Genomic DNA, 19,546 nt, shown 5'->3' on the forward strand with positions numbered 1-19,546 from the left:
GATAATGTGAGGTTGCCTGGAGCAGGAATCATTTGTGTACTTGTACTCATGCTTTTAGGTTGTAATCATCCTTCGAATGAACCATCTAGGGAAGAAGTAAACAAGGAAGGTGGAGAAGTGATGCCAACAGAACTAATCAAGGCAGCTGAACGTGGTGAAACAGACCGAGTCTTAGCATTAGTGGAATCAGGTGTAGATATAAATACAACAGATGCCAAAGGACGGACAGCGATCCTGGCAGCGACTCATAACGATAAGCAAGATACGTTAAAAGCATTGATTGATGCAGGGGCCGATCTCAATCTCCAGGATCAACGGAATGACAATCCACTGCTCTATGCAGGTGCCGAGGGCAAGTTAGAGATCGTGAAGCTAATGGTGGAAGCTGGGGCGAATACCCGCATAACGAATCGTTTTGGCGGCACTGCCCTTATTCCTGCTGCTGACCGAGGTCATGTGGAGATTGTAGAGTATTTACTTCAGCATTCGGATGTAGATATTGATCATGTCAACAATTTAGGATGGACTGCTCTGCTTGAAGCTGTCATTCTTGGCGATGGCGGGGTAAACCATACCCAAATTGTGAAACTGCTTGTCTCTCATGGAGCGGATGTTAATCTGGCCGACAGTGATGGGGTTACGCCTTTACAGCATGCCAAGAGGCATGGTTACACCGAAATGATTTCCATTTTAGAACAGGCAGGGGCTAAATAAAGATATACAAAGATATACAAAGATTATGTAATTATGATGGTGAAAGATGGGAAATAGAAATGATGGAACAGTTGAAATCAAGATATTCATTTAGTGTGCTGCTTGCCGGTGTGCAGTGGCTTTTCTTTTTGTTTACAAACACAGTTATGGTACCACTATCCATTGGTCATGCACTTGGGCTTGCGCCGGGTGAGATTGCTGGGTCGATGCAGCGTTCCTTCATACTGACCGGAATTCTCTGTATCGTACAATTGATATGGGGGCATCGTTATGCTCTCATGGATGGGCCAGCTGGCGTATGGTGGGGACTTGTTCTCAGTATATGCGCGTCTGCACCGGCGATGGGGCTTTCTCTCGGATCGGTCGCAGCAAGTTTAACCAGCGGTTTTGTTTTATCAAGTATACTCGTAATTATCCTTACGCTGTGCGGCTTTCTTAAAGTGCTTCAGCGTATTTTTACGCCAATTGTTATGGGTGTGTATTTGCTTCTGCTCACATTTCAGCTGGCCAACACCTTTTTTAAAGGCATGATCGGATATGATCAGACAGGGAAATGGGATTTGTCGCTTGCCGGTCTGTCACTCTTCATTATTGTGGTTGTCGCCATTATTCATATTAAAGGGAAAGGTAAATTCGGACAGTTTTCTTTGCTGAGCGGAATTGTTGTAGGCTGGATTGCTTATGCGATTTTGTTCGGGGGCGGAGAGAGTGCGCGCTCTGTTGCGGAAGGAGCAAATGGAGTGTGGCACTGGTTTCCATGGGGAACACCACAGCTTGAGCCGGGGATTATCTTAGTTGGTCTGATCGCGGGCCTTGTGAATATGACGAATACCTTAACGAGCTTAATCGCAGCAAGTAAAATGTATCAGAGAGAGACAACCGAGAAACAGTACAGAAGATCCTTTTTGTTTACGAATTTCTTTTCCATTCTGGGCGGTTGTCTCGGGCTCATTCCCTTTGGTACGTTTGCTTCCTCTATTGGTTTTCTTGAAAATACGAAGGTACTGCGGCGAGCTGCTCTATTCGCAGGCTCCGTCATGTTTATCTTGGTAGGGGTATTTCCTTCTCTCAGCGGATGGTTAGCGCAGCTTCCTTTATCGGTTGGGAACGCAGTGCTCTTTGCAGCTTATTTGCAAATGTTTGGTACAGCGATTCGGACGTTCCAAGGGGCGGTTTTCAATCCGAAAACGATCTATCGTGTGGCTCTTCCGGTACTCATAGGAATCAGCATCATGAATATACCTTCTTCTGCGTTTACCGAGTTTCCACCGCTCTTAACCCCGATTCTGTCTAATGGACTTGTGATTGGTGTTGTCATGGTGATTATCCTAGAGAATTTTGTGCGCTGGGATAAATATGAGACGAAAATACCTCAAAAAGAAATGAATTCTGCAGCCGAGTCTGCTGTTAAAGAGAAGGTTGCGACAGCGACTTCTGTAAATTAATTATTCGAAATGTTCGTATGCACTATAAATTCGTTCTAAAGTATTCATTAGATATGAAGGCCAGCCTGCTCGATCCTTACCATGGGTCGGGCAGTTTTTTTGTTGATGAAAATACGGTGTAACGATTGGCTTTAGGAAAACTTTTGATAGTGCAGCTTAGGCTGAGTTGTGGTTCGTATTCAGAGAAGGCGAGATTGGAGGGAGTAAGTCTTCGATCTGATGTGAGGGAGCTGCACTGTGACTCATCAATATAATTAATAAATGTTAATATATTTCGTCCTAGGGTAATAGAGAGTAGGGATTGATTCTATTTATACATGAACATCGAGAGGAGTTGCGTACGATGATAAACCAAAATTACAAAGAGTGTATTGAAGCGTGTTTAAAATGTATGGCTGCTTGTAACCACTGTTATTCATCTTGCTTGGATGAGGAACACGTTGAAATGATGAAAGAATGCATCCGACTGGACCGGGAATGTGCTGATCTATGCGAGTTTGCAGCGCATGCCATGTCAATGAACAGTAGTTATGCGAAAGCCATTTGTCTAGCTTGTGCAGAGGCTTGCGAAGCATGCGGTAACGAATGTAAAAAACATGACCACGACCATTGTCAGCAATGTGCAGAAGCATGTTTTGCTTGTGCAAAAATTTGCCGTGAAATGGCAGCTTAATGGTTCAGGTTATAAAGAAGTAAAGAAAGATGGGCTCTGTATTGAACAGAGGTCATCTTTTTCGATTTTTTCCCTATAGTTATTGTAGCAGCAGATCATATAGTCTTTAATTTTTGTCTTTTCAAAATGGTGATTTCTAAAGAATATATGATACAATGCAATAGCTTGGGAGGTGAAAGAAATGAAGAATAAAGTGGTAGCCGGTGTACTAGCTATTTTGCTTGGATCATTAGGTATACATAAATTTTATTTAGGAAGAATTGGTTGGGGCATAGCGTACCTTCTTTTATCATGGACGGCCATTCCAGGATTTCTGGGGCTGATTGAGGGGATTATTTATCTTGTGAAATCGGATGAAGATTTTAACGCCAAATATAATAGCAAGTATGTATAATACATGATGCAACAGCCATTCCCCCGTAGGAATACCAGGTAATGGCTGTTTTTTAATAGGTTGAAATTACTTCTGTATCTTCTTTATTTTCCACATCTTCTTCATGATCTGCGGAATCTTGTCCGGAGCCGAGTACTTCTTGAACGTATGCTTTTAGTTCATCTGGATCTTTGACGGTAAGAACAGCTGCACCGCCAATCTTTGTCTCTTTAATCAAATTCATAGGAGGTATTTGCTCAGTAGCTTGGAGATTGCTTTGAACCCCAAGAGCGGCAAGCTTCCAGATATCATTAAATGTAAGGTTCGTATCAATATATGGGTTGACTTCCTTCAGAATCGAGGGAAGCCTTGCCATGGATGACGTAGTTTTCAATTTCTCAGCAATGGCTCCCAGCAGTTTACGTTGCCTTTCTGTTCTAGAAAAATCCGACATCGCATCATGTCTAAAACGGACATACATTAATGCTTTTTCTCCATCAAGATGCTGAAATCCCTGCTTTAAATCGATATCGTATTCATGGTTATCTGCCTTGCTCACATAATATAAATCTTTTTCTACTTCGATATCTACGCCGTCCACTGCATCAACGAGTTTGATGAAGCCTTGGAAGTCGGTGTACACATAATACTGAATGGGAATTCCTAAAAGGTCGCTTGCCGCTTGCATTGCTATGTCTGGACCATGGGTAATGGCCGTATTAATTCGATTGTTTCCATAGTTCGGTATTGCGGTGTATGTATCACGTAACAGAGAGAACAAGGAGATTTTCTTCGTAACTGGATCTATAGAAGCCACTAGCATCGTATCAGACCGCGGGATCTCGCCCTCAGAGAAACCTCTCGCATCCACACCCATAAGAAGCACGTTTACAGGCTCGTCGCCTTCCCAAACCGGGGGCTCTATGGCAGAGTCCTGATCTACCTTTTCAATATTGTAAAAAGGCGAGTCTTCTCCTGTTTTTTGCAAGTCTCCAAGTTCATTTGCGATAGAAATAAAATAGTAACCCCCCGCGAGTAAAGCAACCAGTGCAATCAATGTGATAACAATAATCAGGGCTTGTTTTGTTTTCTTGGTCATCAGGGATTATCCTTTCAAATCAAGTGGGATTAAGTTTCTTAGATTAAGGGTCATTTACCAAGTTTAATTATAAATAAATGCAAAGATGACGTGCTAATCTTTTAACTTACAGTTCTCTTACGAAATTGTAATATAGGTAAGTTTAGAGATTTTTAGATTATATGGTATCGTTGAAACAAGCAAACCGTTACGTTGAACTGTACGGTTTTCTCATTTTAATCCATATGGATCACGAAAAAGGAGGTAGAACTCATTGGGAAGGCGTTTTTGCATTTTTATCAAATTGCAGATGTAAACCGATTCAAAAATGGGCGATGGAATCATTTATATGCATCCACATTCCAGGCGGGTAGTCTTCTTTATGCTACCGACAGTCCAAAAAGGATAATGAACTCACTTAGAATGAAACTATTTTTGGAGGTGAATCCCTCAGCTGAGGGAAGTCATTGGACATTGTAACCATTACAAATTTATTAATACTTCTTATATTAATTGGACTCACTGCTTTTTTCGTTGCCTCCGAATTTGCTGTTGTTAAAATACGTATGTCTCAGATCGACCAACTCATTGGCGAAGGCAATAAAAAAGCAGTCTTGGCGAAGAAGGTCGTCGCGGATCTAGATTATTATCTTTCAGCCTGTCAATTAGGTATTACGGTTACGGCGCTCGGACTTGGGGCTCTAGGAAAACCGACGGTGGAACGCTTATTATATCCATTATTTGATTACTTGCATGTACCAGAATCGATCGCTTCTGCTGCTTCTTATGCGATTGCTTTTATTTTCGTAACCTTTCTGCATGTGGTAGTGGGAGAGATGGCACCGAAGACAGTAGCGATTCAATACGCTGAGAAGATAACCATGCTGCTTGCTGCACCCCTTTATTGGTTTGGTAAGGTGATGTATCCATTCATTTGGGCATTAAATGGGGCGTCACGTGTCCTTCTTCGTGCTTTTGGTGTTAAGCCTGCGGGGCATGATCAGGCCTATTCGGAAGATGAGCTGCGAATTATTATGAATCAAAGTTATGAAGGCGGCGAGATTAACCAGACGAAGCTTGCCTACATGGAAAATGTTTTTTCTTTTGACGAGCGCGTTGCCAAAGACATCATGGTTCCTAGGACGGAACTGATTACTATAGATCAGGATATGGAGTATGTAGATATCATTCCTGTTTTAGATCAATACAATTATTCCCGTTATCCTGTCATTGAGGCAGGGGACAAAGATCGGATTGTTGGGGTCGTGAATGTGAAGAAAATGCTGCCCTATATTGTTGCTAAAAAAGAAAGCAAGCTCTCTGATTTCATTCGGGAACTCCCCTATGTTGTTGAAAATACAAGGATTCAGGATGCCATGATTAAAATGCAACAGCAACAAGTGCATATGGCCGTCGTTATTGATGAATATGGAGGTACATCCGGCATCCTTACCATGGAAGATATATTAGAAGAAATTGTAGGCGAAATTCGTGATGAATTTGATGCGGATGAAGTAGCGGATATACAAAAAACAGGGGAACATGAGTATTTGATTAACGGTCGTATCCTCCTGAACGAACTGGAGAAGCAGTTTGGTTTCATCTTTGAGGGCGATGAAGAGGTGGACACCATTGGAGGTTGGATTCAATATCATAAAGGTACGACGGTTGAGACCGGTGATGTGATTGAACATGGAGAATTTGCATGGACTGTCGCAGAGATGGATAACTTTCAGATTAAACAAGTTATTCTTCAGCGTGTTCATCATAACTAGAGGGATTCTCTTTTGATGAAAGAAAGTAAGATCAATTTCTTGGAGGTGAATCCCTCAGCCTGAGGGAATGAATTGGACGGAATAATTGCGTTAAACTTAGTTTTGGTCGCTGTATTTATTGGACTCACCGCTTTCTTTGTCGGAGCGGAATTTGCAATTCTTAAAGTACGGATGTCCAGGATCGAACAACTGATTGCGGATGGGAATAAGAAGGCGATAACTGCCAAAAAAGTAGCACATGATCTTGATTATTATCTATCAGCCTGTCAGCTCGGTATTACCATTACTGCGCTTGTACTTGGTGCGCTGGGTGAACCGACGGTTGAAAAAATACTGCACCCGATATTCGATCATTTTGATGTACCAGCAGCTCTAGCAACGGTGCTATCATACACCATTGCCCTCGCTATTATTACATTTTTACATGTTGTTATCGGTGAATTAGCACCTAAGACACTAGCTATTCAGTTTGCAGAAAAGATGACATTACTACTTGCTACACCGCTTTATTGGTTCGGTAAAGTCATGTATCCGTTTATTTATGCACTGAATGGTTCAGCTCGGATCTTGCTTCGTATATTTGGGGTGAAACCTGCCGGCCACGATACCGTGTATTCGGAAGAGGAGCTCAAGCTGATTGTGAATCATAGCTATGAACGTGGAGAGATCAATCAGATAGAACTGGATTACCTGGAGAACATTTTTGCATTTGATGAGCGATTGCTTAAAGAAATTATGATCGAACGCGAGCAGATCGTTACTTTAAGTCGCGGAATGTCCCTTAATGAGATGATGGAAGTTCTAAACCAGAATGAATACACGCGGTATCCTGTTATCGAAGAGGGAAATAAACATCGATTTATCGGATTTATTAACACGAAAGAAATGCTGACAAGTATGGCTGCAGGAAGGGAATGTAGAATGGGTGAATTTATCCATGATATGCCTTGCTTCTCGCAGAACGCTTCAATTAAAGATGTTCTTATAAAAATGCAGCAAAGTCGTGTTCATATCGCGGCTGTTACAAACGAAGAAGGAATTACGACAGGGCTTGTTACGATGGAAGATATCTTAGAAGAAATTGTAGGGGATATTCGTGACGAAGCGGTGCTCATCTAATCATGGCCTGCCTAGATCTATTGTGATCGGGCGGGCTTGTCTTTTTGAAGCAAATCATATATCTTAAATTTAAGATAATATAATCATTAATGAATTGGAGCTTGCAGCTGCATTAATCAATTAATAAAGGAGAGCTCATTATGTATACGATTGCAGGTCATCATCATATTTCTATGCTCACAAAGGATGCGAAAGAAAACAATCAATTTTATACAAAGGTACTCGGTTTACGAAGAGTGAAAAAGACGGTTAATCAAGATGACCCTGGTATGTATCATCTTTTTTATGGGGATCTAACAGGAAGTGCAGGAACAGAACTATCTTTTTTTGAAATGCCTCGTGTAGGCAGTACGATTCGTGGAACGAATAGCATTAGCCAGATTGGACTGCTTGTCCCATCCTATGAGAGTTTGGTTTTTTGGAAAAATAGATTCGAAGTACTTGAGGTACAACACGGAGAAATCACCCAATATGCGGGGAAAGACGCACTGCATTTTCAGGATAACGAAGGTCTCCGAATGGTGCTGCTGAACAATGACGGATTAGAAACTCCTGAATACTGGTCAGCATGGAAAGATTCTGTGGTGCCTGTAGAGCATCGTATATTGGGGCTGGGTGCGATTGAATTAACCGTACGTTATGCAGATCGATTAGACAAAACCTTAAAGGAACTCCTCGGTTATGTAGAGGCATCTCGTTCGGAGCATGAAGTAGTGTATCAATCCGTAGCCGGACAGTCCTTTGGAGAAATTGTAGTGAAACAGCAAGAAGGACCTATAGAAAAACCGGGAAAAGGCAGCATTCATCATATTGCGATCCGTGTGAAGGACGAGGAAGAATTGCGCTATTGGGATAGGGTTATTAACGAACAGGGATTCCGCACTTCAGGGATCGTAGACCGCTTCTACTTCCAAAGTTTATATTTCCGTGAATCGAATGGGATTTTATTTGAAATGGCGACCGATGGTCCTGGATTTACAGCAGATGCAAGTGTAGAGTCGCTTGGAGAAGGACTGGATCTGCCTCCTTTCTTAGAAGAGAGACGTGCCGAGATTGAAGCGAACTTGCAGCCCATCGATTGATTACGAAGGAGAGATATAGAGATGGAACAGTACCGGATAGACACAAATAAAGGCATTGAATTTGGATTATATTCCATTGGTGAGCACTTAATTGATCCTATGACAGGGAAACGTATTCCTGCGCAGCAACGCATTCATGAACTGATTGAAGCGAGCCAATTGGCGGATGAAGCGGGACTTGATGTTTTTGCCGTAGGGGAAAGTCACCAGAACTATTTTACGACACAAGCACATACCGTCATTTTAGGAGCAATTGCACAAGCTACGAAACATATTAAAATAGCGAGTTCAGCAACCGTACTCAGTACCTCTGATCCTGTTCGTGTGTACGAAGATTTTGCAACGCTCGATTTAATATCAGGCGGACGTGCCGAGATTGTTGCAGGGCGCGGATCAAGAGTGGGAGCGTATAGTTTACTTGGGTATGATGTTCAGGACTATGAAGAATTGTTTGAAGAGAAAATGGAACTGCTTATGAAATTAAACGAGGAAGAGTTCGTTACATGGGAAGGTCAGTTCAGAGCACCGCTGAAGCATGCAGGGATCTTACCACAACCACTCCATGGTCAAATGCCGATATGGCGGGCAGTAGGCGGACCTCCAGCGAGTGCAATAAAAGCGGGACGTGCAGGAGTTCCGATGATGCTGACGACGCTTGGTGGACCTGCGATAAACTTCAAGCACTCCGTGGATGCCTACCGTATGGCTGCAGAAGAGAGTGGTTTTGATCCTGAAACCTTACCTGTAGCAACGACAAGCTTGTTCTATACTGCAAAGGATTCACAGGATGCACTTCGTGATTATTACCCTTACCTTAATGCAGGGATGAGAGCACTGAAAGGGAGTGGCTATCCGAAGCAGCAATTCACACAAGCAATAGATTACCGTGATGCACTAATGGTGGGCAGCCCAGAGCAAATCATTGAAAAAATGTTGTATCAACATGAATTATATAATCAACAACGTTTCATGGCCGAAATTGATTTTGGTGGAATGCCAATGGATAAAGTAATGAAAAACATTGAACTGATCGCAACCGTAATTATGCCGGCTGTTAAGAAATATACAGCAAAATAAGCAGGGAATAGAGATAGAACTTGCTAGATCGATCGTGGGTTTAAAAGTGAGAAGAGCCAAGTCTAAATAGACTTGGCTCTTCTTTGAATGGTACTGAGGTTCCGGTGTTATATTTTAATTAAGACTGTTCTCGAATCCAAACCTGCATCTCACCTGGTGTACGGTTGCCCCATAATGTGTATGGAACAGCCAGCAGCCGCTGGGCTTCCTGCTTCGGCGGTGCAGTAGAGTAGAGCGTATCTTTATGTTCTGTATCTTCTTCTTGGCGGATGCCGTCCATTTCAAGGAATACAACTTCATCATTCCATATGCCGGTTACTTCGCGAATCTCAGCATCTGCCGGCAGACGAACGGATGTCAGTGGAGAGACGTTATCCATCTCTTCCAGACAATAAACGAGCGGACCGCGCTGAAGGGCTACACGGCCTGCGTTTGCTCTCACGTTTGAATGAGAATACAGACGCCGTGCTTGCATATCAAAATGAATGGACAGCTGATCGCCTTGCTTCCATGTGCGTTTGAAGTAAGCATATCCATCACGGATTTCCGCCGTGATTTCTTCTCCATTCACGCTGAAGGAGGTGTCCTGAGACCAGGATGGCACACGTACAGCTAGAGTGAATATTCCATCACCTTCTACTGCTTGGATCTGTAAGCTCGCTAGTCCTTTCCAAGGTAATTCACTTGTAAGCTCAATCGTCGCTTTGCTAGAGCCAAGCACAACTTGTGTTTCATTGCCGATATATAGATGGGTATAAAGCGTATCCTCGCTTGATGTAAAGATGTATGAGCCAAGGGAAGATAACAAACGGGCAACGTTAGGAGGACAGCAAGCACAGCCATACCATTTTTGACGAACCGCCTTCACATGATGTTTGCCTGGATTTCCTTTGCTTGCTTCCGGCCATACTTCCATCGGATTTACATAGAAATAATGTTTTCCATCCTCAGCGATTCCGGCCGTTACCGTATTGTAGAGTGCGCGTTCCATCACATCTGCGTATTCCCCTTTCATCTCTGCTTGAAGCATGCGTCTAGCAAAGAAAATAAGGCCAATGGATGCACAGGTTTCGGAATAGTTCGTATCATTAGGAAGGTCATAGTCAAAAGTAAAGGCTTCCCCGTGATGGGTTGAACCAATGCTGCCATTCACATACATTTGCTTATGGACAATGTTATTCCATAATCTTTTACAAGCATTCAGCAGTTCCTGATCCCCGTTAAGAATGGCTAAATCGGCCATTGCAGTATACATGTAAACTGCCCGGACTGCATGGCCTACCGCTACTTCTTGTTCCCGAACCGGTTTGTGCGCCTGCCAGTATTCGAGGCTTGGAAAATGTTTTTGTACAACATCGCCCGTCCAGAAAGACTTCCGTCCCCTGCGCTCCCATTCTTCGCGGAAGAAACTTGGCTTTTGACCTCTCTCATCGATAAAGAAAGAGCTGAGATCGAGGTATTTTGTATCACCCGTTACTTGGTACAGTTTAATGAGAGCAAGCTCAATCTCCTGATGACCATCGTATCCTCGGATTTGACCGGGCTCTGGCCCATAGGTAAGGCAGATGAAATCAGCGAATTTCTTTGCTACATCCAAAAGTTTGGTTTTACCCGTACCTTCGTAATAGGCAACAGCCGCTTCAATTAAATGACCTGCCGTATAAAATTCATGACAGTCGTGCAGATTGGTCAGCCGTTTATCTGGAGCAGCCACCATGAAATAGGTATTAATGTAACCGTCCTCATCTTGTGCAGCGGCAATCAGGTCAATGGCTTCATCAGCGATTTTGGTAAGATCAGGGTCTGGAGAAGTGGATAGAGAGAAGCCAACGGCTTCGAGCCATTTGTATAGATCAGTGTCTTGAAAGACAAAGCCATGGAACTCACCTTCCTCAAGTCCGGCAGCAATGCGGAAGTTACGAATCGCTCTGCTTGGCTCAGCGTCAGGAATTGCATCATTGAGTGCATCCCACTGATAAGGGATAACGGTATTTTTAACAAGTTCAACATAAGGAGTCCAATAGGAATCGTTAATGGCTATATTTTTTAGCGGTAAAGGCTGAGATTGAAACGCACTGGATACTTTATTCATGATCTCACTCTCCATTTCATGATCTTTTATTACATCATAGTGCAGAATGCTGCCCTTTGTCGGTAGAAGGTAAGGTATAATAGGTGTCAAAAACTGACCTCATAATGAGAGGGAAGGAGAAAATGAATTTGTTATCTCTTTATTTGCAGCAACCGTATACTTTTGTGATGGGAGGACGCTTCTTATCGGATGAATCCTGGTCTCATATGGACCGGACGATCGAAGATTATGAACTGATTATTGGCGTATCCGGGGTGATTTTTATCGAAGTAAATGGGTTAATGTATGAAGTGAAGGAAGGGGATGTGCTGCTGCTTGAACCTGGAGAAAGACACCGTGGGTACAAGCTTTCCCAGCCTGGAGTTTCATTTTACTGGTTTCATTTTTTATTACCTGAACAAGCACCCTCTGATGTAGCAGAATCATACGGACAAATTCCAAGGTATGCAAGATGCCCAAATCCAAACCGAGTGCATATTTTAGCACGTCAGCTTCTGCATGCAGGGAGCGGCGGGTACCGAATAGGGAGAGCAGGAGACTATTTTCTGACCACTCTTCTCATTGAACTCGCAGAACAGCTTCAAGATGCAGATGAGTATTCGGCACTGAATCCGCAGCTCCCCGAACTTCTCGAATGGATTCGTCTGCATGCACAAAGTGAAGATATTTCAGTAGAGAAAATAGCAGATCAAATGGGATATAACAAAGATTATTTATCTCGTATGTTTAAGAAAAGGTTTGGAGTTGGTGTGCTGGGTTACATTCACCGATTAAAGCTCGATGCAGCCAAAGAAGCACTGACAGGTACAAACTTACATATTAAAGAAGTTGCCGCGCTCGTTGGTATAAAGGATGATAAACAGTTTGCCAAATGGTTCAAGCGCTTGGCCGGTGTGACGCCTACATCATACCGAAGGGAATTCCGTCTGACCAAGCTGAATAAGGAGTAATTGAATAAAGCTGCTATGATGAATAGAAACAAATGGACCCGTAATGTGTTAAAATGAATGAAAATCTAGAGTGCCGCATGGAATTGAAAGGGAAGATAAAGAATGTCATATACAGCTGAACAGGTAGCCGAATGGATGGTAGAGGAAATTCGTTTTAAGGGGAATTTATATCAAGAAGACGCCATTCGCTATGTACGGGAACATTTTGGAGAGGAATTCGTATTTGTTAATGAGAATGGAAATGCCTCACTAGAGAAAGAAGTGAAGAAAGCTTTCCGTAAACTTCATAAGGGACGAATCGCCTGGGATCGTGATGGATTTATGTGGGGCTGGACCTAAGAGAAATACAAACACGATCCGTGTAATGGGTCGTGTTTTTTACTTGCATCAATGAATAGAGGCGGTGGTAATTGCTTGGCAAGCTTTTCTTGAAATATAATCCTTATAAAGGTTTATCAACAAGTAATATCTATAAATATAGTGTATACTTTGGGTAGGTTTCATCGCGTCGTATGAAATAGAGGTGAACTATGATCAAGGACAAATCACGTTTCTTTCAAAATTTTGAAGAGGCTGCTAGTCATATTATTGATGTGTTGAAGTCTCTGATCCAAGCAGAGACTATTTTTATAGCTACGAATGATGGTGTAACGAATAAAATATTGAAAGCTTTTAACAGAGCAGAGATCCTCGTACAGGAAGGGGTTTCGCTTCCTTGCAAGCAATCGTATTGCAGTTTGGTTGGCAGAGAACCGGTTGTTATTTCGAGTACTCTGGAGCATCCAATAACGAAGGAATTAGATATTACAGGGCAGATAGGGAATCACTCCTTTGTTGGAGTGCCGATTAGTTATAAAAGCGGAAGATTATTTGGAACGTTATGCGTGCTTGATAGCAGCTCAGCGGTAATTAAAGATGAGGATATACAGACGCTATCTTCCATGGCGATGTTCTTGTCTTACATTATTGAACTGGAAAGAATTATCGATCTTGAAGTGAAGCGGAATGAAATGCTATATCGAGATAAGAAAGAATTTGAATTGAAAGTCCAGAAGTTACGTAATGAAGTACAAATGGCTGATCAGATGACACAACATAAATCAGAATTTCTGGCCATGATTACTCATGAACTTCGTAATTCAATAAATGGAACGATAGGCATGTCCGATCTACTAGAAACAACGGAGCTTTCGGAGCAGCAACAGGAGTATATGGATCTATTGAAGTCAAGCAACAATTCGCTGTTGTCACTTGTAAATAATATTTTAGACTATAGTAAGATTGAAGCTGGCAAAGCTGTATTGGAAGAAGATCCGTTTGATCTTGTTTCTACAGTAGAAGATGCCATTTATACAGTCGCTCCTAGGACGCTCGGCAAGCCCGTAGAAGTTATTCTTGATGTAGCTCCAGACATCCCCACATATCTCCTCGGTGATGCTGAGAAAATACGGCAGATTCTGCTTAATTTTCTGAGTAACGCAGTGAAATTTACGCATGAAGGTGAAATCCTTGTATGTCTGCGTCTTTTGAATTCTTCGGATGAGGATCAGGTGTATATTCAAATTACCATTCAGGATAGCGGTGTAGGTATAGCAGAAGAGAAAATATCTCAGTTGTTTCAGTATTATTACCAGGCTCATGAAAACGACCATATTCATCACTACGGTGGAACAGGGCTTGGTCTTGCGATCGCACAAAATTTAGTGAACATGATGGATGGATCTATTGAAGTAGAGAGTAAGGTTTCTGAGGGGACAAAAATCAGTATTATTCTTGGGTTTAAAGAATATGCCGGTTATGATAATCTACCGTTCTCCTCATCTGTTCTGAAACAGATGAAGATCCTGATTATTGATGATAACGAAACAAGCAGGCAATCCCTGGGTAGACTCTTGAAAAGCTGGGGGATTGAACAGACAGAAGTAGCATCTACAGCGGAAGCGATGATCCACATCCAGTCGGGGTTAACTTATGATTTGCTATTAATGGATATCAGTATAGAAGAATCATCGGATATTAGAGCATACCTCGGTGAGGATGTGCCCATTGGACTTCTAGCCCCCATTGGAACGACATTGAATGCCGAGCAGAAGAAGAAGTATGCATTCTTAACATTTAAACCGTTCCGAAGATTGCAATTATATAATGCGCTGATTGCCTGCCAAACAAAAAAGTTAACAGCAAACCTATAGATTAAATAGAGAAATCAATGCTCTGAGTTTTCCGTAATGGAAGGCTCGGAGTTTTTTTGTATTACTAATAAATAATAGATTGACAGTAAATAATGACCTCTATACAATAATAAAGTCTGAAAATAAGTAGACCAGTCACTATATTTTATGAGAAATGGGGGAAAAGATTGAATTCAAAGAATGACTCAAGAGATAGTATCCTTGCTACAGCAACACGTCTTTTTCACTTGCAGGGTTATCATGCAACGGGTCTAAATCAGATTCTGAAAGAAAGTGGAGCACCGAAAGGTTCCTTGTACTATCATTTTCCGAATGGAAAGGAACAGCTGGCTATTGAAGCTGTACATAGGATGGCTGAATTTGTAGAAGCGGATATCCTGAAAAGTCTGAATAAAGATGTCAGTGCGGTAACCGGAATTCAGAATCATATTTTAAAAATGGTAGATTGCTTTAACGAGATAGATACACTCGAAGGGATTCCCATCGGTATCGTTGCTGCAGAAACGTCGCTGATTAGTGAACCATTGAGACTCGCTTGTCAGGCAGCTTTTGAAAAGTGGGAAGAAACATATCGCATATGTTTAATAAAAGAGGGATTTGAACTTGAGCATGCTACGAAGCTATCCATGCTCATTAACAGTATGATCGAAGGGGCCATTACGCGTTGTCTTACCAATAAGAATGGACAGCCGCTGCAGGTGGTCGCCGAATATTTACCCATTTTGCTTAAAAAATAGAACAGAAGTCTCTCATGTTTTGCAGACATATTATATAGACTGGTCTAAATATAGATAAATAGTGATAAGAGGAGTGTTTTTTTGAGTCAGCATACGATGTCATCTTTAGAAAAACCGGCAATTAGGCCGGTTCCCATTACCATTGCACTGATGATTGGTGCTTTTATTGGGTTACTTAGTGAAACAGCACTCAACATGGCATTTACCGAAATTATGAGTGATTTTGGTATTGAAACTCATGCCGTACAGTGGTTAACAACAGGCTATTTGCTTGTGCTTGGAATTCTTGTTCCTGTCTCTGCCCTATTACTACAGTGGTTCTCTACAAGACAACTGTTTAGTGCATCATTACTATTCTCGATTCTGGGTACACTTGTCGCTGCCGTGGCACCTAATTTTGCTATACTACTCATTGCTCGTGTGATTCAGGCCATCGGAACAGGACTATTGTTACCGCTGATGACTACGGTAATCCTCGTTATTTTCCCGGCACACAAACGAGGAACCGTAATGGGAACCATGGGTCTTGTGATTACGTTTGCTCCGGCTGTAGGTCCGACATTGTCTGGTCTTGTCGTTGAAAAACTCAGCTGGCACTGGATCTTCTGGATCTGTCTGCCGCTACTTATTTTAACTTTCTTCTTTGGCTTGAAATTCATGCAAAATGTATCTACCATTACGAAACCGAAGATTGATATTCTATCTGTGTTGCTTTCGACCATTGGATTTGGCGGTATTGTATATGGATTCAGTAATGCAGGAGAAGGGGCAGGTTCATGGGGCGATTCACTCGTCATTGTTCCGTTGCTTCTAGGAGTCATCGGACTTACCTTGTTCGCAATAAGACAATTCCGTATGGAAAAACCTATGCTTAACCTGCGTGTATTTAAATTCAAGATGTTTACCTTTGGCGTTATCATTGTATTTATTTGTATGATGCTTATCTTGTCGGCTTCCATCTTGCTGCCACTGTACTTAAAAGGTGGACTATTGTTAGCTGCTTTCTCTGCCGGTCTAATGCTACTGCCAGGTGGAGTCATAAACGGACTGATGTCACCTTTTACGGGCCGACTGTTTGACAAGTTTGGACCAAGAGTACTTGTATTCCCTGGATTCATCATTACTACGCTATTCACATTCTTGTTCACAAATGTAACAACCGAAACTTCGACGATTGCTGTTATTTTGATGCATACCGGTCTCTTTGTCGGGGTGGCGATGATTATGATGCCTGGGCAAACCAATGGTCTTAATCAATTGCCGAAAGAATACTATCCAGATGGAGCCGCAGTAATGAATACATTACAGCAGATTGCAGGTGCGATCGGTACAGCAATTGCGATTAGTATTATGTCTGCGGGTCAGATGACATATATGGCTGATCATGCAGGTGATGTGAATGATCCGATCTTTATGTCAGGAGCTCTGACAGCAGGCGTACAAAATGCATTCATGTTCGCTTTTATTGCTTCTATTATTGGACTGATTGTATCTCTCTTTGTGCGAAGAGTGAAAGTGTAAATAAAGTTGAGAGAACCTGTTGGCTTATAAGCCAGCAGGTTTTTTTGTGCTTTAGTTAATGTAGAGGAGAACAAGTAAACTATTGACACTTACCGATTACAAGTGTAAACTTCAATCAAATACTATCGATTACAATTGTAATTACATAGAATGGAGACGATGATAAATGAATGATGTTCCACGGATTTCAGAAGCGGAGTGGGAAGTGATGAAGGTCTTTTGGAAGCAATCACCTGCTACTGCAAGTGATGTGATGAATGAACTGCGTAATGATAAAGAGTGGAAACCCGCTACGGTGAAATCACTGATTAATCGGCTGTTGAAGAAGAAGGCACTTGAATTTCATAAAGAAGGTAAAACGTATTTATACTCTCCGCTAGTAAGTGAAGAGGAGTGTGTAAGGGCAGAAAGCAAGTCGTTTTTACGGCGATTATATGGCGGGGCACTGAAACCGATGTTTGTGCAATTCTTGAAAGATGAGAAATTAACAGAAGAAGAAATTAAGGAACTGAAATATTTATTGGATAAAAAATCAGGTGAGAAATGAGCATCGTTCATCTGCTTACGGAAGGGGTTCCTTCCTTCTTATTATGGCTTGGTAAGACGTCACTCATGGCTTCTGTGGTGGTCATTCTCATACTAGGGATAAAAACACTGCTACGGGACCGGCTCCCTGTAAAATGGCAATATGCTTTATGGCTGGTTCTGATTATGAGACTTATACTGCCATGGGCTCCAGAAAGTTCTTTTAGCTTATACAACCTATTTCCGAAAACAACAAACTCCTCCACAGAAACCATGTTTACAGATGTGGGTGATTACGAAATCACTTCTTCATCCTTGTTGACTGAAGATGAGGAGATGAACGGGAGAAACCATAGTACTGGAGACGTTGCTCCAGTGGAGGACATGGTAGGTGAGGATACGGTAGGCGTTGAAAATGCTGGAGTTCGGCAGCAGCAAGCTCTACTTTTGTCAGAAATTCCATGGCTATATGTGAGTGTTTTCCTGGTTTGGGTGTTGGGTGTTAGTATACTAGCGTTCCAACTATGGAAGATGAATCGAAAGTTTATTAGGGCTCACATTCAGAATGGCATTAAAGAGGATGCACATACGCTGCAGTACTTAAAGGAATGTAGGGAATCCATGGGTATCAAAAGAGCAGTTAAGCTGAAAGTTACAGATGCAGTAGAAGGACCTGCCTTGATTGGGGTTTTTCGGCCTCAAATATTACTTCCGTCATCTGTTGAAGAGGAGTTTACAGAGAAAGAATTAAAGTACATTTTCCTTCATGAACTTGTGCATTACAAGCGTAAGGACATTCTAGTGAACTGGGTTATGCTATTTCTACTCGTAGTGCACTGGTTCAACCCCGTTCTCTGGTATGCCTATCGCAGAATGCGGGAAGATCAGGAGCTGTCATGTGATCACAAAGCGATTTCATATGTTAAGGGCAGCGAAGTGAAGGAGTATGGGTACACGATCATTAAGTTACTGACAAAGAGGTCAAATATACCAAACTCGCATCTGCTGGTTACTGCTCATTTCTCATCAGACAAGCTGCAGATCAAAAGGAGAATCATGATGATAACCAAGTTTCGGAGAAAATCAATCTTATGGTCTGCCCTGGGATTAGTAGTCGTTGCGACTTTCATGTTAGTAGCTCTAACGAACGCGAAAGCAGATAGTAAATATGCCGGTTTAGAGAGAGAAATCATAGAGATGACGAAGCAAAATGCTTCTCTTTTAGATAATGTAGATTCATCCATTCGAGCTGCTGCAGAAGAATCAATCCATGAGATGATGAGACATTTGGGAAAGCCGCTTCCTTTAATTAAAGTAGAGACGGTTTCAGAAACGAATCAAGTTTTCTTCGAATTCAAAGGAGACGGGACAGGTATGAATTATATATGGGTAAATGCAGATACTGGAAATCTGGAAAGAGCCATTATGAGTCTCGATCTTCCCATAGAACGTCTTGAGCCGGGGTTGGTTGAAAGAGCTGAACATACCTTGCAAGAAAAAGGATATGAAAGTGTTGCGGAGTTCGATATCCCAGTGCATCGTCATATAAAATACGACATTAAAGGTTTGGAACACTATACAGGAGGGGAGACATTAGGAATACAAACCGTTTTAAAACAGGGTAAATCCACTGAAGTTATTTTTACGAATGGTGAGGTCTATCGGATTTCATTTAAACTGCCTGTTAACAAGGTTTCAGACGCAAAGATAGAAGCGGCTAGGCAAGCATTATCTTTATTAAATGAAGATGTACTTCAGACCGATGTAACAGATGTTTTCTTTTCCTATGACAACTTTGGTGCAAATCAGAGTCTAACATTGAGATTTGGTGAAGCAGGAGATGTATTCATGCATCCGGATCGGAATGAAATTCAGGGAATCCGGGATGGTTCCATACCTGTTACAGGAACAGAAGGATACTCTAAGCCAAGACTTAGTTATGGCGATGAACAGTTTCGAAGAGAGTTCTCCTACCTTGCTGAACAATTATTTCATATAGACTTGAAGGGATACGAATTAAGCAGAGTAACAAAGTCTCCCGGTTCTTTCACGTTTGAGAAGAGTGGGGAGCGTACTGTTCATATGGGTATTAACCCCTATGGTGAGATTATTGGTGTGAGCAGAGATGAAGGCTGAGTAAATTCATTTAAAGGGATGTTCTACATTTTTCGTCATGACTTGAGAATAAGTGAT

At 42.0% G+C, this 19,546-nt stretch carries 17 protein-coding genes; 15 read left to right on the plus strand and 2 right to left on the minus strand.

What is annotated here, in order from left to right; translation table 11 throughout:
• Window positions 1–120: 120 nt before the first annotated feature.
• From QPK24_RS02560 to QPK24_RS02575, 4 genes are all read left to right on the plus strand, one after another.
• Window positions 121–714, plus strand: a complete 594-nt coding sequence (locus QPK24_RS02560; protein WP_285749045.1) for an ankyrin repeat domain-containing protein — start codon at window positions 121–123, stop codon at window positions 712–714.
• Window positions 715–773: 59 nt separating this feature from the next.
• The gene (locus tag QPK24_RS02565; protein ID WP_285745899.1) at window positions 774–2,159 is read left to right on the plus strand and encodes a uracil/xanthine transporter; all 1,386 of its coding nucleotides are present in this window, start codon (window positions 774–776) and stop codon (window positions 2,157–2,159) included.
• Window positions 2,160–2,502: 343 nt separating this feature from the next.
• A complete protein-coding gene (locus QPK24_RS02570; RefSeq protein WP_213534932.1) occupies window positions 2,503–2,832 on the plus strand; it encodes a four-helix bundle copper-binding protein in 330 nt (109 codons plus the stop codon).
• Between the two features lie 181 nt (window positions 2,833–3,013).
• On the plus strand, window positions 3,014–3,226 hold the full coding sequence (locus tag QPK24_RS02575) for a TM2 domain-containing protein (protein ID WP_213534925.1): 213 nt from the start codon (window positions 3,014–3,016) through the stop codon (window positions 3,224–3,226).
• 52 nt (window positions 3,227–3,278) lie between these two features.
• Here the strand turns inward: QPK24_RS02575 and QPK24_RS02580 are convergent, their stop codons facing one another.
• Window positions 3,279–4,304 carry an LCP family protein gene (locus tag QPK24_RS02580; RefSeq protein WP_285745903.1) on the minus strand — a complete coding sequence of 342 codons (1,026 nt, stop codon included), beginning with the start codon at window positions 4,302–4,304 and terminating at the stop codon, window positions 3,279–3,281.
• Window positions 4,305–4,750: 446 nt separating this feature from the next.
• Between QPK24_RS02580 and QPK24_RS02585 the strand changes: the two genes are divergently transcribed.
• From QPK24_RS02585 to QPK24_RS02600, 4 genes are all read left to right on the plus strand, one after another.
• Window positions 4,751–6,058, plus strand: coding sequence for a hemolysin family protein (locus tag QPK24_RS02585; RefSeq protein ID WP_285745905.1), 1,308 nt, complete (start codon window positions 4,751–4,753; stop codon window positions 6,056–6,058).
• A 72-nt stretch (window positions 6,059–6,130) separates the two neighbouring features.
• Window positions 6,131–7,177, plus strand: a complete 1,047-nt coding sequence (locus tag QPK24_RS02590; protein ID WP_285745907.1) for a hemolysin family protein — start codon at window positions 6,131–6,133, stop codon at window positions 7,175–7,177.
• A gap of 140 nt (window positions 7,178–7,317) precedes the next feature.
• Entirely contained in the window at window positions 7,318–8,259 is a 942-nt protein-coding gene (locus QPK24_RS02595; protein ID WP_285745909.1) for a ring-cleaving dioxygenase, read from the plus strand.
• Between the two features lie 21 nt (window positions 8,260–8,280).
• Window positions 8,281–9,336, plus strand: coding sequence for an LLM class flavin-dependent oxidoreductase (locus tag QPK24_RS02600; protein ID WP_285745912.1), 1,056 nt, complete (start codon window positions 8,281–8,283; stop codon window positions 9,334–9,336).
• A gap of 118 nt (window positions 9,337–9,454) precedes the next feature.
• Here QPK24_RS02600 and QPK24_RS02605 read toward each other — a convergent pair whose 3' ends face one another.
• Window positions 9,455–11,428, minus strand: a complete 1,974-nt coding sequence (locus QPK24_RS02605) for a glycoside hydrolase family 127 protein (RefSeq protein ID WP_285749047.1) — start codon at window positions 11,426–11,428, stop codon at window positions 9,455–9,457.
• Window positions 11,429–11,550: 122 nt separating this feature from the next.
• On the opposite strand from QPK24_RS02605, the gene QPK24_RS02610 reads away from it, so the two are divergent.
• The 7 genes from QPK24_RS02610 (at window position 11,551) to QPK24_RS02640 (ending at window position 19,489) form a co-directional block, all read left to right on the plus strand.
• Window positions 11,551–12,378: a helix-turn-helix domain-containing protein gene (locus QPK24_RS02610; protein WP_213534913.1), complete on the plus strand. Its 828-nt coding sequence runs from the start codon at window positions 11,551–11,553 to the stop codon at window positions 12,376–12,378.
• Between the two features lie 102 nt (window positions 12,379–12,480).
• Window positions 12,481–12,717, plus strand: a complete 237-nt coding sequence (locus tag QPK24_RS02615; protein WP_160035186.1) for a DUF6953 family protein — start codon at window positions 12,481–12,483, stop codon at window positions 12,715–12,717.
• Between the two features lie 191 nt (window positions 12,718–12,908).
• Entirely contained in the window at window positions 12,909–14,570 is a 1,662-nt protein-coding gene (locus tag QPK24_RS02620; RefSeq protein ID WP_285745915.1) for a hybrid sensor histidine kinase/response regulator, read from the plus strand.
• A 167-nt stretch (window positions 14,571–14,737) separates the two neighbouring features.
• Window positions 14,738–15,307: a TetR/AcrR family transcriptional regulator gene (locus tag QPK24_RS02625; RefSeq protein WP_285745917.1), complete on the plus strand. Its 570-nt coding sequence runs from the start codon at window positions 14,738–14,740 to the stop codon at window positions 15,305–15,307.
• 96 nt (window positions 15,308–15,403) lie between these two features.
• Entirely contained in the window at window positions 15,404–16,828 is a 1,425-nt protein-coding gene (locus tag QPK24_RS02630; RefSeq protein WP_285749049.1) for a DHA2 family efflux MFS transporter permease subunit, read from the plus strand.
• 166 nt (window positions 16,829–16,994) lie between these two features.
• Window positions 16,995–17,375, plus strand: a complete 381-nt coding sequence (locus QPK24_RS02635; RefSeq protein WP_285745919.1) for a BlaI/MecI/CopY family transcriptional regulator — start codon at window positions 16,995–16,997, stop codon at window positions 17,373–17,375.
• Complete coding sequence (locus QPK24_RS02640; RefSeq protein WP_285745921.1) at window positions 17,372–19,489, plus strand: M56 family metallopeptidase; 2,118 nt, start codon at window positions 17,372–17,374, stop codon at window positions 19,487–19,489. Before QPK24_RS02635 ends, QPK24_RS02640 begins: the two co-directional genes overlap by 4 nt.
• The last annotated feature ends 57 nt before the right edge of the window (window positions 19,490–19,546 follow it).

This window comes from Paenibacillus polygoni, from assembly GCF_030263935.1.
Classification (GTDB): domain Bacteria; phylum Bacillota; class Bacilli; order Paenibacillales; family Paenibacillaceae; genus Paenibacillus; species Paenibacillus polygoni.

Excerpts from the sequence above, each read along its gene's own strand:
- QPK24_RS02560 (WP_285749045.1), top strand. The coding sequence starts at position 121 with ATGCCAACAGAACTAATCAAGGCAGCTGAACGTGGTGAAACAGACCGA.
- QPK24_RS02565 (WP_285745899.1), top strand. The coding sequence starts at position 774 with ATGATGGAACAGTTGAAATCAAGATATTCATTTAGTGTGCTGCTTGCC.
- QPK24_RS02570 (WP_213534932.1), top strand. The coding sequence starts at position 2,503 with ATGATAAACCAAAATTACAAAGAGTGTATTGAAGCGTGTTTAAAATGT.
- QPK24_RS02575 (WP_213534925.1), top strand. The coding sequence starts at position 3,014 with ATGAAGAATAAAGTGGTAGCCGGTGTACTAGCTATTTTGCTTGGATCA.
- QPK24_RS02580 (WP_285745903.1), bottom strand. The coding sequence starts at position 4,304 with ATGACCAAGAAAACAAAACAAGCCCTGATTATTGTTATCACATTGATT.
- QPK24_RS02595 (WP_285745909.1), top strand. The coding sequence starts at position 7,318 with ATGTATACGATTGCAGGTCATCATCATATTTCTATGCTCACAAAGGAT.
- QPK24_RS02600 (WP_285745912.1), top strand. The coding sequence starts at position 8,281 with ATGGAACAGTACCGGATAGACACAAATAAAGGCATTGAATTTGGATTA.
- QPK24_RS02605 (WP_285749047.1), bottom strand. The coding sequence starts at position 11,428 with ATGAATAAAGTATCCAGTGCGTTTCAATCTCAGCCTTTACCGCTAAAA.
- QPK24_RS02610 (WP_213534913.1), top strand. The coding sequence starts at position 11,551 with ATGAATTTGTTATCTCTTTATTTGCAGCAACCGTATACTTTTGTGATG.
- QPK24_RS02615 (WP_160035186.1), top strand. The coding sequence starts at position 12,481 with ATGTCATATACAGCTGAACAGGTAGCCGAATGGATGGTAGAGGAAATT.
- QPK24_RS02620 (WP_285745915.1), top strand. The coding sequence starts at position 12,909 with ATGATCAAGGACAAATCACGTTTCTTTCAAAATTTTGAAGAGGCTGCT.
- QPK24_RS02630 (WP_285749049.1), top strand. The coding sequence starts at position 15,404 with ATGTCATCTTTAGAAAAACCGGCAATTAGGCCGGTTCCCATTACCATT.
- QPK24_RS02635 (WP_285745919.1), top strand. The coding sequence starts at position 16,995 with ATGAATGATGTTCCACGGATTTCAGAAGCGGAGTGGGAAGTGATGAAG.
- QPK24_RS02640 (WP_285745921.1), top strand. The coding sequence starts at position 17,372 with ATGAGCATCGTTCATCTGCTTACGGAAGGGGTTCCTTCCTTCTTATTA.